Source organism: Sphingobacterium multivorum (assembly GCF_039511225.1).
Lineage (GTDB): Bacteria > Bacteroidota > Bacteroidia > Sphingobacteriales > Sphingobacteriaceae > Sphingobacterium.
Genome location: NZ_CP154261.1, coordinates 1,477,986 through 1,494,402 on the forward strand (window position 1 = coordinate 1,477,986; position 16,417 = coordinate 1,494,402).

Genomic DNA, 16,417 nt, shown 5'->3' on the forward strand with positions numbered 1-16,417 from the left:
ATAGGTAATTATCTTGCAAAGGACTTTTGCGATCGGAAAAAGTCAATTTGAAGATAATAAGGTTAAAGATACGATTGTTTTTTAAATAAGTGTATATTTTACGTTTATTTAAAAAAAGCTGTTTTACGACCAATTTTTGCTTTCACAAAGCAAAAAGAGAGCGGCACCAAAGTAAGTGTCTCTATTGAAATAGTGTACAACCAATTTAAAATATGGTGATGCCGGTGACGAGTAAAATGTACAAATTGATAGCAAATTCACCGTATCAGGATAAGATGTATACTCATTTGTAGTATACGTCTCCTCAAAGCGCAGGAGCCAGCATTTAATATAGTGTACGCATGTGAACGCTATTGATATAAACTGTTTGCATCCGTACATCTACGCAAAGGCGTCGTTTTTTTGAAGCTTATGCCAATAATAATGTCGGAGATCTTAGTGAGGTGTTTCATCGTGATGTAAAATGGATATCCCAGGTGCAAACCCTTGAAGTTTCTTTTCTTCGTGCATCTACATCTCATCAATGTTCTCAATTTTTTCCCTGCCTCAGATCTTTATTCCGATCAAAGAGCTATCTTTTAAAAGTATAAAAAATGGATATCTAGGCCCAGATGCGGGCAGTATTGGCCGTTGAGGGCCCATGCGATTATCTCTTGGATTTATAGAAAGTGGCTTCATTATTGTAATCAACTCGGTTGTCGAGAAAGCATTGGAATAGCTTATGTTATTCTAAATCGTAAAAATCAAACAGAGGTATGGGTAAAATTACATATTACATCTGTTTTCAGGCTGATGATTTACCGAATGTGGCTGGAATTCTTTAGTTTTGGCTATTTGTTTAGGTTAAGATTACACCACGGCCTCCTTGGCATAAGAACGTTTGGAAAAACGCAGAAATACGGACGAAAAATGATATTGAAAAAAAGAATGAGCTACAACTATCTTAAATACCTTTTTACAGGAACACTTTCGGCTTTGCTGGTTACAGGCTATGCGCAGGAAGTGGGTAAACAGCAGAAAGATAAGAAAGAGAAACCACAGCAGCAAAGTGTGCAAAGTGGCGCTGGTGAAGTTCAAACCATGGATTCCATTGATGTCGTACGTGATTACCGGCCCATGCTGGCTGATGCCGTTAAGGTACGCCGCAGCCCGGATATGACGCTTATCAACCGTGATGCTATTGAGACCGAACTGCGCCAGATTGCCACTGCCACCTATTTAGCACAGCAAAAATATAAACAGGCCTATTACCACGAATTGATGCAACGGCATTCGGACGCGTCACAAAGCAATATCGATAATTATCGCATCAGCTACCTAGCTTACGGGGCCGGCGAATACAAAAGAGCGAGCGGTATGTTGGAGGCCATAAAACCTTCGGATGCCTTTTATCAGGGGGCCATCATGACCTTAGGTCATATCGCACTGGAGACGGGCGACAAGCAAGCTGCACGTAATGCTTTTGTCAAAGCAACAAAGCTGGATTTGGACCGGCAAGTGAAGGCCGATGCGCTGTTTAACTATGCTAAAATCTTGTTTGCAATGGACTCCACCCAAGCTGCGCAAAAAGTCCTCGAGAAATATATCGCCCAGGAAGTGAAACCTATCGATCCGGGTTCAAAAAGAAAGGAAAGTGCGGAAACATTATCCGCTGAAATTCTTCGGGGGACGACCAATTTCCACGCTGGTGTCAGTATGCTGGAATCGTTAAAAGAGCGCGGTCGGGAAGTCAATGCGATCTATCAAAAGGTAACCTACTACCGAGGATTGGAGTTTTATAATGAGCGTGCTTTCGAAAATAGCATATCCATGTTTATGCGATCTGAAAAGTTTCCGGTCAATGCTGAAATGGCAGCTCTTGCGACCTATTGGAAAGCAGAAGCCATGTATGAAGTGCGCAAATTTGGTGAAGCTGTAGAAAACTTCTCCGAGTTTCTAAGCCTGCCCGTCGCTCGGAATACTGATGTCTATAATTATGCCAACTATGGGCTGGCGTATGCGGCATACCGAAACAACCGTTTTGAGTTGGCAGCCAAATATTTTGAACGCTTTCTGGCTGCTGGAGGAAATACGGTGGATCAAAATATACGCTATGATGTTATTGCACGTCTAGGTGATTCGTATTTGTGTCTGCGCGACTACGGTCGGGCAAACAAGTACTACGATCAGCTCATCAACAGCAAAGCACCCAACCAGGATTATGCCTTATTCCAGCGCGGTATCTTATTTGGTCTGCAAGGCAACAACGAAACCAAGCTTAGTACGTTGCGGTCAGTGCTGAAACAATTTCCATCTTCCAACTATGCAGATGATGCGGCCTTTGAAATTCCTTACACTTATTTCACGATGGGTGATTATGGCCGCGCTATCGAAGGGCTGCAAGCAATGGTCGAAAAGTATCCCCGTAGCAGTTATATTCCCCGCGCCTTAATGACCATAGGGCTCGTGCAGTACAATAACGATGAGCCCGAAGCGGCGAAAGCGACTTTCGAGAAGGTGGTGGAGAAATATACCCGAACTGCTGAGGCAGAGCAGGCCATGCGTTTCATTGAAAACATCTACCTCGATCAGGGGGATGCTTCAAGCTATATCCGTTATGCCGTGGGTACCAATGTCAGCAATCTGAGTCCTGCGGAATTGGATAATATGGCTTTTCAGGCCGCACAGTCTCTATTCGCCAGGGGAGAATACGGAGCCGCTGTGGAGGCGATCAATGCGTATTTCGATAAATTTCCAAAACCCAAACAAGAAAAATTCGCCCGTTACATCCGTGGGGTGAGTTCGTACCGTACTGGGCATCCACAGGAAGCACTGCATGATCTGAATATCATCCTGAACGACTGGACGAGCAAGTATTCAGAAAATACCTTGCTGACGGTGGCTGCGCTGTACCTGGACCTCAAGGAATACAACGAGGCCATTGTGCACCTCAAAAAATTGGAGCTCAACGAAGAATATAAAAAGAACTATGGCTACGCAGTAACGAACCTGATGGTGTGTTACTTCGAACTCGGCGATATGGAGCAAATGGCCAAGTACGTAAGTCTGATTAAGAATTACAACGGCGCAACCGAGGAAGAAATTGCGAAAGCGCATCTGTACAGTGGGAAAGCCTTGCTAAAAGATAAGAATGTAGCGGCTGCCATGAAAGAATTTAACCTGGCTGCGCTGAAGAGCCAGTCGGCAGTCGGCGCAGAGGCGCGCTATCGCGTGGCACTAATGCAGTATGATAACAAAGAATATGATAAAGCGCTGGAAACAGCCTTTGATGTGATCAACAATAGGGAAGCACAGGAATACTGGGTGGCCAAGAGCTTCCTATTGCTTGCTGATGCCTATGCGCGTAAGGGCAATACCTTCCAAGCGAAGAGTACCTTGAAAAGTGTGATTGACAATTATGATAAAAACGATGATATTGTGCCCGCGGCGAAAGAGCGCTTACAGAAACTGAAGTAAAACGTTGTAGAGTTTGTCCGTAAGACAGATTTGAGGATGTTTGTCCATTTATACCGAATAGCGATGGCATTGTAGCACTTGCCGTTTGGAAAAGCCCGATTGTTATCGGGCTTTTTTATTTTCGCTATCCTTTTCGTCTCATTTTTTTGCTTCTGTAAATGCCGTGTTTGCACAAATGATACGGTCTCGATTTAACGCTTTATCCATTGTACGGATGCGGACAATACGTTTCTAAACTGTTCGCAAGCGCACATTTACTTTTTGAAGGAAGATTACTAAAAGGCCATTTTAAGGAGCAGAAAGCACAAATATACACTTTGGGCCGACTGGTATAGTGTTTGGCATGTGGTTGTCGAAATGTGTCCTAAATTTCTTCGGCATGCTTCCGGATCGAAATCTCTTGTAGGTAAATGACAATTCACCGAGTTTCTTCGATCACTGGTCTAAAGACCATGGGGTAAATGCATATTAAACAAAAGTTTTGGACCCACAAGTAGAAACACGATAACTAACACAATAAAATTAAGATATCATGAAATCATTCGTAAGAAATTGCACTGCAGTAGCTTTAATTGCCTTGTCCACATTCACCATGGCAGCTGAAAGAGTGGGAGACAAATCAGAAAAGACAAACATTAATCTTTCCACGGCAGGCTTAGCGCTGGATTACTATCTTGCAGTCACCACCAAGGGGGAATCGGCAGGCGTGCAGCAGTTGTTTACGGACGATTTCAACCAAAAGATACAGGCTAACAGTAGATTGACGTATAGTCGCAGTGCTGTGATTAATTCGTTGAAAAATCAAAATGGAGAAAAGCTGAATTGCAAGGTGAATATCAAAATCGTCGAAAAATCAGGAGATTATATGATTGCAAAAATCGCACTGAAATTTGACAACTTTAGCATGACAGACCTCGTAACATTGGTTTACGAGAATGGCGATTGGAAGGTGTCCAGGTCAATTCATTCCTATCAATAAGAGTCATTGCTTATGAATACATATGTTGTGAAGCCAGGTCGAGCGATGTGGCTTTTTCGGATTTATGTCTTTTTGTTTCGTTATTTGAAATTTCGATAAGGTTCCAATTTGTATAATAGGAATAGCAACCTATGTGAATAGTTTTATTCGACTACAAACATAAGCGAGGCTTAGCCTCGCTTATTATTGCATATTTAAATCTAAGAAAACGGTGATCCCCAAATTACAGATCGCCATTGGCAAGCATATGCCTATACATAATTTTGCAGCTTCCGAAGAATCCTGAGCAGGAGTTTTGTACATAGGTTTCCGACGTGTGGGTAGCTACCACTTCGCCGCTACTGTTGTAAACATTCAATACGTAAACACATCTAATCAATTTCGCATTTGTTGCCTTTGTCTCTCCGGTAGCCTTAGCCTCGGCGATAGTTTTGGTCGGGATGTTGGCGGTTGTTTTTACATCTACATTTTCTTTGGCGGCTTTTGCTCCAGTGCCTGCAAAAGCTGCTGTCGATAGCGCAGCTACCGCTAGCAAACTCATCAATAACTTTTTCATTGTTTTTAAGTTTTATTTGTTAAATAATGTATGCCTTTTTGGGCATGTTTTAATTATCTAATACTAAAAGTAATCACAAGATATTTGACTAGGATGAGCGATTCGTATTCGTGAGAGTTGATCTAATATTCGCTCTTACTTGGTTGATATTTAGTTTATCCAGTAAATTAGACGCCGCTCAAAAATTAGACTGAATATCCATACATATTTTCACCTCCCGATTCCGGCCATTCACCGAGTTTTGCTGGTCGTTGATCTAAAGCTCATAGGCCGGGGACCTATTGTGTTGTAGTTTTGAGTCAACAAATAAGAACAATAGAACTAACACTATAAAAAAGATATTATGAAAACCCTAGTAAAAACATTCGCAGCAGCAGCCTTAATCGTCGTATCAACATTCGCTATGGCAGCTGAAGGACCAGGTTCGAAATCAGAGAAAGCTAACATTAACCTTTCTACAGCAGACTTGGCGCTCGACCACTATGTTGCGGTGACGACAGAGGGCGAATCTGCAGGAGTAGAGCAGTTATTCGCCGAAGATTTCAATCAAAAGATCCAATCATCCAATGTACAAAACCACAGTAGGAGTGAAGTGGTTAAATCCTTGAAAAAGCAAAAAGGAGAGAAGCTGAACTGTATAGTGAGCACCGATATCCTGGAAGTGTCAGCAGACTATATGGTTTCTAAAGTAACCTTGAAATTTGAAAACTTCACTAAAACAGATTTAGTTACCTTGGAGCGTGTGGGCAACGATTGGAAAGTATCCAAATCGATCAATTCTTATAAATAGTATCTAAAAACTAGTGCGTTGCGAAACCAAGTTACAAGTAGAGCACTAATGAATCATATATTTAAATTTAGTTCGAAGCCATGTCGCAAGATATGGCTTTTTTACGTCAAAAGGGCCTGATTCTCATCAGACCCTTTCTCTTAGCGTTTATTTGTACAGTAATTTTTATGTTAATCCATTTTTTTAAGGTAGTAGCTTAACCCATAATCTATCGCAAAAGTAAATCAAAAATACATACGGTAAAGAAAAACGAATTAAAATACTGAGTGAAAGTTCCAAAGAGAGGCTTTAATAGTATGTTATGAGATTCATCATGGTGAAACTGAAACTCTCGCTATCTGAAAGCTCAATAATGGGACTACAAATTAATTTTGCTTTATTTTTTTTGTTATTTTCGGTCTATTTATTGAAAAGCTATTAAAACCAAAAGTATATTGATATTTTCTTTGATAATACCTGTTGTTAAACTGTAGTTTGAAGTTAATTTTAATAGATATTTAATGTGTAATTTTCTGTTGAGGTAAAAAAAAGTTATATTTGTCTTGGACTAGCGAAAAAAAGCGTTTTACGAAAAGTATCTGTAAATATTGCACAGCACTTATTATTTCTATGTTATTTTCTATCATTAATTCATTTTAATTTGAATATTGGTTATTGTTTTGTGAAAGTTAAATGAGGAGAAAATACCACGTTTAATAGAATCTCTGTTACTAAGTAGTAGCCCTTCTAGTATAATTCAACTTTTTGTTTGTTGTTTTTATTAATAAATTATTGTGGTTAAATGTTTTTCACCTGTTGTTATGAGTAGGATTTTTATCTTTTTATTTCTTTCATTTTTTTTATCTGTAAAAGGCCAGTATGCCGTTAATACAATTAACGAATATACAACTGTCAATTCGAAGTATACCAACTTTCCGGTGCTTCAACAAGATGGAGTAGATTTGTATTCTGGTCGTCTAAAATTATCTTATAATCTTTTAAATTCATTCGGAAATGATCCTCTGTTGAAAGTTCTACTCTCCTATAATGGAGGCGGAATCCGTGTAATGGAGGAATCAGGGAAGGTCGGTTTAGGATGGAATATTTATAATCATCCAACTATTTCGAGAGAAATAAAAGGACTAAGTGATCTTGATGCCTTGGTTGGATCAACCTATAATGGTTATACAAATACGAATATTGCGTTGCCCACGTACAATTCCTTCTTCACAGATTCACTCCAACGGGCATTTTGGGATAATCGGTTTGAGTTATTTACTGATTTAAGGAGTTTGGGGGTTTCAAATTGGGATACCGAACCAGATATATTTACTTTAAACTTAGGCGATAAAGCAGTAAAATTTGTTTTACCACAAAGATGGGGTAGAAACAATTTCGAAGCCAAGCTTATCAATAAAGAAGATAGAGTAAAGATTTTGTTTGATTGGGCAAAAAAAACTTTTAACGTATTCGATGATAAAGGAAATGAGTATGTTTTTGATGTACAGGACTATGCTATTAGTAATTCAGCAAGCTCTGAAATTGCTCCCAAATATGACGCTGCAGATAATACTTTTTGGATCAAAACAAATTATCAGAATCCAGTTTTGACAAATTGGCATGTTAGTATTGTTAAGAAAAGCAATAATGAAGAGATAAAATTCTTCTATAAATTCACGCATTCAAGTGAAACGCCCTATATAAGTTCGAGCTACAGTAGGAACGCATGTTTTATTGGTGCTACTAATCAAAATTTTCGGAACACATCCCAAAGTTTTAGCACCTTTCTCACAGAAAGGGAGGTGCATCAGTTAGACAAGATTGAATTTCCATTGGGAACTATACAGTTTCAATATTCGGATAGAATAGACTTACCAATTGCAGGTGGATATCCTTATCAAACAAATTTTTACTCCCGATATCATTATCACCCCACTACCGCGGCTTTAAATGATCAAAAGCTAGATAAGATCTTTCTTAAAGATGCTAACGGTGCTACAGTCCATACTGTGGAGCTTCAATACAGTTATTTTAATCAAAGCAAATTGAATACTTCAAATGATATCACTAAATCCCAATTCCTAAGATTAAAATTAGACAAGTTATTTGTGGGTGACGAGAAGTTCACTTTTAACTATTATAAACCGGATTCATTGCAAGATAAACTGTCGAATTCGATAGATTATTATGGGTTTAACAATGGAAAAAGAAATCATGGAAGAATTCCAAATAATTCAGTTCGTTATTTTTGCGGAGAAGATGTATTTTGCAACAACTGTTATAAAGATATTAAAATTATAAAGGAAATAGCGGGCCCGAATAATATTTTTGGTGATCGTAAGCCGGTTTTAGATGCCGGAAAGATAGGTTCATTAATCGAGGTTATTAATAATAAAGGCCAGAGGACGGTATTTGATTATGAATTGAATAATATTCTTTATAATAGAAGTGATACGATCAATAGTGGGTATGATTTTGATAGCAATGAAGTAAAAGAATTTGTCGCTCTATATGAATCTACTCCAACCCAGACCGATGTTTTTCATATTGATCCAGCTTCTACATCGAATCCAATTATCAAATATCAAAGAATCTGTGGTGGCGACTTTAACAAGCCTAACGGTGAGTCTCACTACAAATGTGAAATCAGTTTTAATGACCTTCAATCACTTGCTATGGAGGTAGTCAACGCTACTACGGGAGCTGTCGTCAAGTCTTTTATCCATAATGATACGCAAATCACTGGCATTAATACCTTGCCAAAAGGAAATTATTTTATCAGATTTAGATCATTGCACGAACCTTGGAATGTGATATCATTTCCAGGTTCTCCTGATGATAATAAGATATACTATTTCGCTGCTAAGATAACTATCGAGACAAGTAAATTGGATTTGAATAATGGTTGGTTAAATATTGATATTGGTGGTTTAAGAGTTAAATCTCTTACCTATTATGATCAGGCCTCAAAAAAAATAGAAAAAAAATACGATTATACGTTCTTTGATAAGAATCAATCGTCAGGAAAGCTTTCACATCCTTACATAAATTATAAGGATGAAATTATAGAACGAGTAGAAATTGGCGAGAGGTTGGTATGTACACCAGTAAGTTCATTAATGAAAAATGTTGTTTTCAGTTCTGATCCTACCGTATATGTGCCTAATGAACAGCCCATTGTAGGCTATTCTAATGTTAGAGAAACTATAATTGCGTCAGATAATCTCACTAATGGATATACAAATTATGTGTTTTTTAATATTAAAAATGAGTATGAAAAAAATACTGCTGGTAGCTATAACCACCCTTTTGCAAATGTAGAGCAGGATCCATTTCAGTTATGGTATAATTACTACCCTATTAAAAGCTATTATCATATCAATGGGAAGTTAAAATCAGCCACTGTTTTTAGCAATCAAAATGCACGATTGAGCCAAACCAACCATTCTTACGAAAGTGAAAATTATAATCTTTCAAAGGTTGTATTAAATGGTGGAAGATTACGGTCGTATACACATGAAACATACACCTGTAATCCGATTCCAGTATCTATTAAATCGGTTTTACTAACCTATCAACCCTATGTCGTTTATGACATGACCAATCCAATGTTGAAAAAAACAAGCATCGACTTTGCTTCATCCAATATTCAAAAGGAAGAAACATGGAAATATAGGGGAGTAAATTATAATCTCGAAAGTTATACGTTGAAAGGCTCTGATGGAAAAGACCAAACTACGAAATATATTTTTCCAGGTGACCCCGAATCTGTTGGTATGAGCTATGTGAATTCGATGATTGAAAAAAATATGATTCAAACTCCTTTGGTAACGACAATTTATAATTCGGGTAAAGAGATCTCAAAAACTACTTTTGACTATAGTCTATTCCATACTAAATTCATCTTACCTCTTACTGAAATTAATTATAAGGGAGCCAATATTGTGAATCAATTTACATATGATTATAATATTAAGAATGCTAAAGTTGTACATATTCAAAAATTGAACTCCATTCCATCAACTTTCATATGGGGCTACAATGGTCAGTATCCTATTGCTGAAATCAGGAATGCAACCTACGCAGAAGTGGCTACGGTACTCACCCAAGCGGCGATCGATAACCTTAACAGCAGTCAGACCGAGGCCAGTATGGAGACCCTGATCAAGACTGTATCAGATAAGCTCCGCAGTGATTCAAGATTAGCTAAGGCGATGGTGACGACTTATACCTATAAGCCATTGGTTGGTATGACGAGTAAGACGGATGCCCGTGGGATTACAGAGTATTATAAATACGACGGCATGCAGCGTCTGCAAGCGATCCTGGACCACCTCAACAATGTAAACAGATCCTTTGATTACCATTATCGTTCCAATTAAGCCCAGTCAATTATGAAAAATAACTTTTTAATACTACTATCATTACTCGGGGCAGGGGCGGTACAAGGGCAGACCCTCGTGGACAACCTTACCCTGAGTTCCTATAGCAATCAGACGAATATTCAGGCCCTAAAGAGCATCACCCTTACCAATGGCTTTTATATCCCTGCCCCGGCGGCAGGGAAGACCATTACGATCAGCATCGCAGGGTTTCAGAATATTGTGAGCATGCCCACGGCCGATCAGAACTATATCCTGACGCGGACTTTCCGGAGTCCTGGGGTTACGCTGGCTACGCTAAATGCTCAACGTACGATCGGTGATGAGAATCAGAGCATCCAGTACTTTGACGGGCTGGGCAGGCCGAGCCAGAGCGTCCAGCTAATGGCCAGTCCAACCTATAAAGACATTGTACAGCATATTGAGTATGATGGATTTGGAAGGGAGAGCGTCAAATATCTTCCCCACGTGAAGAATGTATCAGGAGACGGTAGCTTTAAGACGACGGCGAAGTCTGACCAACAGGCTTACTATGCTACATCCAATACCTGGGATGGTGCTGTGACAAAGACCGCGAGTCCCTATGCAGTTACTGTTTTTGAGAACAGCCCGCTGAACCGTGTGCAGCAGCAGGGCGCCCCGGGTGTACCCTGGCAACCGGCAGCCAACCGCGATAATGTAACTGCGGGCACCAACGCGGGCCGTACGGTGGTGACCGATTATGGTACCAACGGTACCAATGATGTGCGGTTGTGGACCATCAACAGTACGGATAATGGTGCCACAGCAGGGTATTATACTGCCGGGAAACTCTATAAGACGGTGATCAAGGATGAGAACTGGGTGTCGGCAAATGGCAAGGGCGGTACCGTGGAGGAATATAAGGATTTCGAGGGGCGTGTTGTACTCAAGCGGGTGTGGGAAACGGACAGCAAGAAACTGGAAACGCAGTATGTGTACGACGACTTTGGAGACCTGCGGTATGTGATCCCACCGGGATTCCCTTCCACGACTACTACATTGACAGAGGCCACCAGCGGTGATTTCCATGAGCTGGTGTATGCCTACCGGTATGATGGAAAGCGGAGACTGATCGAGAAGAAGATTCCCGGAAGGGGCTGGGATCACCTTGTTTATAACAAAAATGACCAGCTGCTGCAGGAACAGGATGCCGAGCTGCGGCAGACCAATAAATGGCGTGTGACCAAATATGATGCTTTTGGACGTGTGGTGGTGACGGGTATCCATCAGGGCAGCAATCCGAGGCAGGTAGAGCAGGATTACATCAACAACGAAACCGCGCTCTGGGAGACCCGCTTAGCGGGCCAGGCCAGCTACAGCAATGTGTCTTATCCCCGTGAGAACTTTACGGCGCGTACGGTGAACTATTACGATGACTACAGCTTTGAAAATGCGGGGCAGCTTCCATCAAAGAATATCACGGTGAGCACAAAGACCAAATCGCTGCTGACGGGTGTGCTTGTTTATAAAGAAGACGGTACGGCACCCCTGCTGACAGTGAATTATTACGATGATTATGGACGTGTGATCCAGTCTGCTTCCAAGAACCACCTTGGTGGAACGGACTATGTGACCAACGAATACAATTTTCCAGGACAGGTAGTCAAGAGCACCAGAGTTCATACGCCTTCCACCGGAGCGGTGGTGACTATTATCACGACCAATGAATATGACCATGTGGGCAGGCTGGTACAGACCAAGAAGAAAGTCAACGGGCAGGATGAGGTGATCCAGAGCAGGCTCGCCTACAATGAGATCGGTCAACTGAAGACCAAGTCGCTGCACAGTGAGAACGGTGGCAGCAACTTTATGACGAGTATTGGTTATGCCTACAACGAACGGGGTTGGCAGACTAAGGCAAGCTCGGCGCAGTTCACCTCCCAGCTGAACTATAATGTCAATGGTACCACGGTGCTTTCTAATGCCCAGTACAATGGCAATATCGCGCAGCAGCTGTGGGGTTACGCCGCTACCACGAACAGCACATTCACCTATGTTTACGATGCGCTGAACCGGTTGAAGAGCGGAGTGAGTACCGGAACGGTGATGAGTGAGGCACTGACCTACGATGATATGGGCAATATCAGAACCCTTATCCGTGATAATGGTACGGCGATTTCCTACAACTATAACAATACCAATAAGAGTAATAGGCTGGCCAGTCTATCGGGTGGGGTAACAGGCTCATTCACGTATGACCTTAACGGGAATGCGACGAAGGACCGTACGGGGATGACCCTGAGCTACAATTACCTCAACCTACCCAAAACAGTGACGGGCACAGGTAAGAGCATTGCCTACACCTATGATGCGTCGGGTGCTAAGCTCAACCGCAAGTCTACTGTTGGCGGTATTACTACTGAGCAGGACTATATCGGTGGGATTGAATACAGCAAAGCTAGTGGAGCTACTCCATTGATCGAACGTATCGCTACAGAGGATGGCTTTCTATTGAACAGTTCAGGAAACTATAGTTACTATTACAATCTGACGGATCATCTGGGCAATGTGCGGGTGGTACTCAAGAAAGATGGTACGACTACAGCACCGGTTGCCACAGTGATGCAGAAGCAGGATTACTATCCATTCGGTAAGACGAAATCGATTGCAACGAGTATCAATAATAAGTATCTTTATAATGGCAAGGAGATGCAGACGGACCTAAATGGCGGGACGCATACCTTGGGAGGTTCTTATGTACTGGAAGGACAGCTCGATTACGGGGCGAGGTTCTATGATGCTGAGATAGGGCGTTGGAATGTTGTAGATCCAATGGCTGAACAGATGAGGCGGCATTCGCCTTATAACTATGCTTTTGATAATCCTATCAGATTTATAGATCCGGATGGAAGAGCTCCGCAGTGTGCAGGGTGCCCACCAAGAAATCAAAAATTACCATTTTCAGCATCAACTTTGAATGCGACCTCGAAAGGTCTTGATAAAATAATTAATTCCTTTAATTTTGAACCTAGTTTAAAAGGCTCCGTATATTCTTTTAAAGGGGGAGTACAAGCTGGTCCTCTCAAAGCTAAAGTTGGAGGAAGTGTTTTAGAAGGTAGCGTGTCAACGAATAAAGAGAAAACGACTGCAACGGGTAAATTCGCTAATCTAGAAGGGACAATTGGTTTCGCTTCAATAAAAGCTGAGGGTAACGTTTCAGCGGCAGAAGGGAATCTTTCTGTAAAACATAAGAATCTAAAAGTTGGTTTTGAAGGTGAAACAATAAAAAGAGAGGGTAAGGCTACTCTAGGGAAAGAAGGATTTCAAATGAATTATGACAACTCAACAAAATTGGGAGTGGATATAAATATAAGTGCAGTGACCTTACAAACAAGTGTAAATCTAGGAGAGCTTACTGAAGGAGTAAGTGAAGTAATTCAAAATGGTGCCAAGTTAATAACAGAGTATTTTGATTCAAAATTAAATTTAAATGAAAGCTTATTTCCAAAACTCAAGTAAAACTAATATTAAATTTTCGATTCTTTTTTGGCAATTATTTTTCGGTCTGTTGCCTTTTACGTTAATCGTTTCAATAGTAGCGTATACTGGGCAAAAGCCTGCGGAGCTTAATGGAGAAAATTTTCAAGGCATTTCTGGAGCCTTAATTTCCTTGATTACCCATCCAATAGTTGTTTTCGTCGGAAGCATAATTCTATGGACAATTTTATTTCTAGGGCGAAGCCTCCTGAAGTTAATTTTTAAATAGATCTATTATTTTGGGTGTTGATTCATTTAAAAAAATACGTTCATTTTTTACTATCTGATAGAACAAAAACTAACAAGCCCAATCCCTAAAGTTGGGTTTGTTAGTTTTTAATTATTTTTATCATGGGTACATCCTTTTCCAGTAGATTTGTTGCTGGAAATGTATTGGTTGAAGATAGCTTTAGACCAAATTTAAGCAATCGCAACTATTTTGATTATGAGATCGTGAATAGCAGTTCCTTTACTCCCTAATAATATTTCAAATGAGCGAAATCCCTTTTTTATTAGAGTAGATACTGTTGGAGGAATGGATAAAGGGAATTGCAAACCAAAAGTTACTCATATTGGATGACTTCGGACTAAAATCTATAGATGCCGACACTCGGCTTGCACTGCTAGATATATTGGAGGACAGGTATGGAAATAGCTCTGTTGTCATAACTTCTCAGCTACCGATTGAAGCATGGTACAACTTTATTGATGAGCCAACACTTGCGGACGCGATAATGGACAAATTGACAGCTTCCGCACACAGACTCTCGCTACAGGGCAAGTCTTTGAGAAAGAAAAAAAATCATTAAGTTTGAAAAGTTAATACAATCAAGTTGTAAAATAGCACGGGTTATTGGTCACTAAATCTGGTGTACTTTCGTCCGGAATTTTTGGTGTACTTTTGTCGGAATATTCACCAGTTGGTATTATACGTGTATAGCTTTACAGTTTTGGTTAAAAACGTAAAGGAAACATGAAAGAACAAGTTTTGTCTCGATTTGAATTCGAAGAAGAATTTAAAGAGAAATTAGTAGAGCTGGTGCTTTATAAAAATGTGTCAGCAGAACAAACTGCAAGAAAGTATGGACTACCCAATACGACGATCTTAATCAATTGGATTAACAATTATAAACGCAAATTAGAAAAGGGAGCCGTAACTTTAGTACCTATGGAAAAGCCAGGAACAAAAGACGTTACCGCTTTAAAAAAACGGATCAAGGATCTGGAGAAAGCTTTAGAAAAAGCCAATGTGCTAATTTACGGTCTTAACTTTATGATTGACCATGCTGAAAAGTAGAATAAAATTGCAATCCGAAAAAAGCGTGGTACCAAACAATAAAGCTAATCAAAGAAAAGCATGTGACAAGGATGGGGGTCGGTCCACTTTGTAAATTGTTTGGTAAAAGCCGACAAGCTTATTACGATCATATATGGCATCTTCACGACCATACTGATCAGGAAAATCTGGCTGTAGACATGGTTCGCCTTGTTCGCCGTGAACTACCTGGGTTAGGTGGTCACAAGCTTTATAAATGTCTATATACTCCTTTCCGAAGTAATGGAATAAATATTGGTAGAGACAAGTTATACAAGGTACTCAAGAAACATAGATTATTGATAGACAGGAAAAAGAAGCGTGCACCAGGAACTACGAATTCTAATCATTCCTATCTGAAATATCCCAACCTAATCAAAGAGTTAGCACCTACGCGTAGTAATGAATTATGGGTTTCAGATATTACATATATTTCAGTGGGCTATGATTTCAATTATCTTTCTCTCATAACTGATGCATACTCTAGAAAAATTATGGGCTATTGCCTTCATCCCCAGCTGACTGCTCAAGGGGCAATTAAAGCTCTGCAAATGGCACTGAAGGAAAAACCGGCTCCCAATACTCTGATTCATCATTCGTACCGAGGTGTGCAGTACTGTTCCTTCGACTATATAGTAAGGTTGAAAAAAGCGGGTGTAAAAATCAGCATGACAGAAAACGGAGAGGCCTATGAAAACCCTATTGCAGAAAGAATTAATGGCATATTAAAAACAGAATTTAAACTCAAAAGGGTATTTTCTTCAAGAAGTGAAGCCTTGCTGGAAGTGACTAAAAGTATAGAATCATATAATCATTTGCGTCCGCATATGAGTTGTGATTTTCTAACACCTGCGGTAGCACATGTAACAGATGTACCATTAATCAAGCGTTGGAAAAACTGTAGGAAAAAATACAAAAGTTTACAAAAAAACAATTAAATTCATAATATCAATTCACCTACCAAAACTGTAAAGTAAGAACCGTATTAGACCTAGTGTAAAGCTATTTCAGGACAAGACACAAGGAAAACCGGAAGTATTGCATTACGATAGTGATAAGCAAAGACAGATTAAGAAAAGGTATGATGCTACATATGGTATTGAAACCATGTCGGGTTATTATAGAGATGAATATCCTTATGCTTCCAAATTTGAAGGAGGGAAAGGTGCCCTCGTTGCCTTAGTGCCATGGTTTGAGAATAATAAACAAGGACAGGACTTGAAAAAGTTATATAAAAATATGAATAGTGGTGACGCATTCTTGGTTCTGCCGATTCCAATTGATAGGGAACCAGAGCCTGTACCTCAACCTAGTCCTGTTCCTGTGTTTCCTATTGTCCCGGCATTAAAAGGAGCACCACGTGTTCCAACAGGTATATTGGCGCCTGTGTTTAATCGGATAATGCAATTTTATGGTACCGATCTCGTTACCACCAACTTACAATATTAATAATGGTCTACAG

At 40.1% G+C, this 16,417-nt stretch carries 11 protein-coding genes; 10 read left to right on the top strand and 1 reads right to left on the bottom strand.

Annotated elements, in window-relative coordinates; genetic code table 11:
* The first annotated feature begins 927 nt into the window (after positions 1-927).
* Both AAH582_RS06115 and AAH582_RS06120 read left to right on the top strand, forming a co-directional pair.
* Positions 928-3,456, top strand: a complete 2,529-nt coding sequence (locus AAH582_RS06115) for a tetratricopeptide repeat protein (RefSeq protein WP_343321517.1) — start codon at positions 928-930, stop codon at positions 3,454-3,456.
* 532 nt (positions 3,457-3,988) lie between these two features.
* Positions 3,989-4,435 (top strand): nuclear transport factor 2 family protein, encoded by a 447-nt coding sequence (locus AAH582_RS06120; protein WP_343321518.1) that lies wholly within the window; start codon positions 3,989-3,991, stop codon positions 4,433-4,435.
* A 223-nt stretch (positions 4,436-4,658) separates the two neighbouring features.
* Here AAH582_RS06120 and AAH582_RS06125 read toward each other — a convergent pair whose 3' ends face one another.
* Positions 4,659-4,991 carry a hypothetical protein gene (locus AAH582_RS06125; RefSeq protein WP_343321519.1) on the bottom strand — a complete coding sequence of 111 codons (333 nt, stop codon included), beginning with the start codon at positions 4,989-4,991 and terminating at the stop codon, positions 4,659-4,661.
* Positions 4,992-5,334: 343 nt separating this feature from the next.
* Here AAH582_RS06125 and AAH582_RS06130 point away from each other — a divergent pair, with 343 nt between their 5' ends.
* From AAH582_RS06130 to AAH582_RS06165, 8 genes are all read left to right on the top strand, one after another.
* Entirely contained in the window at positions 5,335-5,781 is a 447-nt protein-coding gene (locus AAH582_RS06130) for a nuclear transport factor 2 family protein (RefSeq protein ID WP_343321520.1), read from the top strand.
* 800 nt (positions 5,782-6,581) lie between these two features.
* Positions 6,582-10,142, top strand: a complete 3,561-nt coding sequence (locus AAH582_RS06135; protein WP_343321521.1) for a hypothetical protein — start codon at positions 6,582-6,584, stop codon at positions 10,140-10,142.
* 12 nt (positions 10,143-10,154) lie between these two features.
* Positions 10,155-13,622, top strand: a complete 3,468-nt coding sequence (locus AAH582_RS06140; protein WP_343321522.1) for a DUF6443 domain-containing protein — start codon at positions 10,155-10,157, stop codon at positions 13,620-13,622.
* 369 nt (positions 13,623-13,991) lie between these two features.
* Entirely contained in the window at positions 13,992-14,120 is a 129-nt protein-coding gene (locus AAH582_RS06145; protein WP_343321523.1) for a hypothetical protein, read from the top strand.
* A 47-nt stretch (positions 14,121-14,167) separates the two neighbouring features.
* Positions 14,168-14,449 (top strand): ATP-binding protein, encoded by a 282-nt coding sequence (locus AAH582_RS06150; RefSeq protein ID WP_343321524.1) that lies wholly within the window; start codon positions 14,168-14,170, stop codon positions 14,447-14,449.
* 164 nt (positions 14,450-14,613) lie between these two features.
* Positions 14,614-14,937 (top strand): transposase, encoded by a 324-nt coding sequence (locus tag AAH582_RS06155; RefSeq protein WP_343321525.1) that lies wholly within the window; start codon positions 14,614-14,616, stop codon positions 14,935-14,937.
* A 47-nt stretch (positions 14,938-14,984) separates the two neighbouring features.
* Positions 14,985-15,893 carry an IS3 family transposase gene (locus AAH582_RS06160; protein ID WP_343322346.1) on the top strand — a complete coding sequence of 303 codons (909 nt, stop codon included), beginning with the start codon at positions 14,985-14,987 and terminating at the stop codon, positions 15,891-15,893.
* 46 nt (positions 15,894-15,939) lie between these two features.
* Positions 15,940-16,404 (top strand): NucA/NucB deoxyribonuclease domain-containing protein, encoded by a 465-nt coding sequence (locus tag AAH582_RS06165; protein ID WP_343322347.1) that lies wholly within the window; start codon positions 15,940-15,942, stop codon positions 16,402-16,404.
* Positions 16,405-16,417 lie beyond the last annotated feature (13 nt).

Coding starts and splice junctions, on each gene's coding strand:
- AAH582_RS06135 (WP_343321521.1), top strand. CDS start 6,582: ATGAGTAGGATTTTTATCTTTTTATTTCTTTCATTTTTTTTATCTGTA.
- AAH582_RS06115 (WP_343321517.1), top strand. CDS start 928: ATGAGCTACAACTATCTTAAATACCTTTTTACAGGAACACTTTCGGCT.
- AAH582_RS06140 (WP_343321522.1), top strand. CDS start 10,155: ATGAAAAATAACTTTTTAATACTACTATCATTACTCGGGGCAGGGGCG.
- AAH582_RS06120 (WP_343321518.1), top strand. CDS start 3,989: ATGAAATCATTCGTAAGAAATTGCACTGCAGTAGCTTTAATTGCCTTG.
- AAH582_RS06125 (WP_343321519.1), bottom strand. CDS start 4,991: ATGAAAAAGTTATTGATGAGTTTGCTAGCGGTAGCTGCGCTATCGACA.
- AAH582_RS06130 (WP_343321520.1), top strand. CDS start 5,335: ATGAAAACCCTAGTAAAAACATTCGCAGCAGCAGCCTTAATCGTCGTA.
- AAH582_RS06145 (WP_343321523.1), top strand. CDS start 13,992: ATGGGTACATCCTTTTCCAGTAGATTTGTTGCTGGAAATGTATTGGTT.
- AAH582_RS06155 (WP_343321525.1), top strand. CDS start 14,614: ATGAAAGAACAAGTTTTGTCTCGATTTGAATTCGAAGAAGAATTTAAA.